The sequence below is a fragment of the Vibrio sp. 03_296 genome, assembly GCF_002265885.1.
On record NZ_NPKW01000415.1, the window covers coordinates 1 to 993 of the forward strand.

At 45.0% G+C, this 993-nt stretch carries 1 tRNA gene and 1 pseudogene; both read right to left on the reverse strand.

From position 1 onward, the window contains the following. Positions 1–356: 356 nt before the first annotated feature. A tRNA-Pro gene (locus CIK04_RS25050) sits at positions 357–432 on the reverse strand. A gap of 305 nt (positions 433–737) precedes the next feature. Continuing rightward, positions 738–993 (reverse strand): annotated as a pseudogene (locus tag CIK04_RS25055) (rhodanese-like domain-containing protein); the annotation flags it as partial.

Below are 993 nucleotides of genomic sequence, written 5' to 3' on the forward strand. Positions count from 1 at the left end.
GCAGGCTTTCTTAATGTGGTCGGTGAAGAGCCATATTCTAACGTCAGGCGAACCCCACGAGGTTCAACATCAGCAAGCAAACTTTATCTAAAACTAAAACGACGAAAGCCTGCTAAACAGCAGGCTTTCTTAAAGTGGTCGGTGAAGAGGAATTCGATCGGACTGGCGTTCCAGCCCCCGTTCTCTACAACCAAAACATTGCAAAAGGCCCTACATTTCTGCAGGGCCTTTTCTTAATATGGCCGGTGAAGAGCCATATTCTAACGTCAGGCGAACCCCACGAGGTCAACATCAGTAAGCAAGCTTGTCTAAAGCCAAAACGACAAAGCCTGCTAAAAAGCAGGCTTTCTTAAAAGTGGTCGTGAAGAGGGATTCGGAACCCCCCGACCCTATGCCCAAACCACGATGCGCTACAAGCTGCGCTATTCACCGAGATGTTTTACAGAAACTTTATTCCGTCAACGGATGCGTATATTACGGATTCTGACTGACGACGCAAGAGCTAAGCGCAGTTTTTTTGTAATAAATTATCCGTTTGCTCATTCCGCCATCAGTAGCACATAAAATGTGAGCAGAAACACACCAATAAAAACATATCGTTAACTTATGCAACACAATTGATCTAACCGAGCCATTCATCAATGACCAGATCAACCCGTCATTACGTGCCAAGTATCACAACTTAGATGATTAACTGCTTTGATAATAACCAGTTATCTGACGGGTTTTAGTGGGAATTAACGTTTGCTACGTACCAAAGGTAAGTTCGCTTCGCTCCACGAAATCAGACCGTTTTTCAATACGCTGACGTTTTCAAAACCCGCTTTAGCCAACAGGTTAGCGCTTTCTTGCGCGGTTTGGCCTGTTTTGCATACTACGATGATTGGGTCAGATTTACGGTTTTCAAGGCTACCGAAGTTACCGTTCTTGATGTCTGATGGCAAATGTGAACTGCGTCGGTGATGTGRCCTTTTTGAACTCGTCTTTCGCACG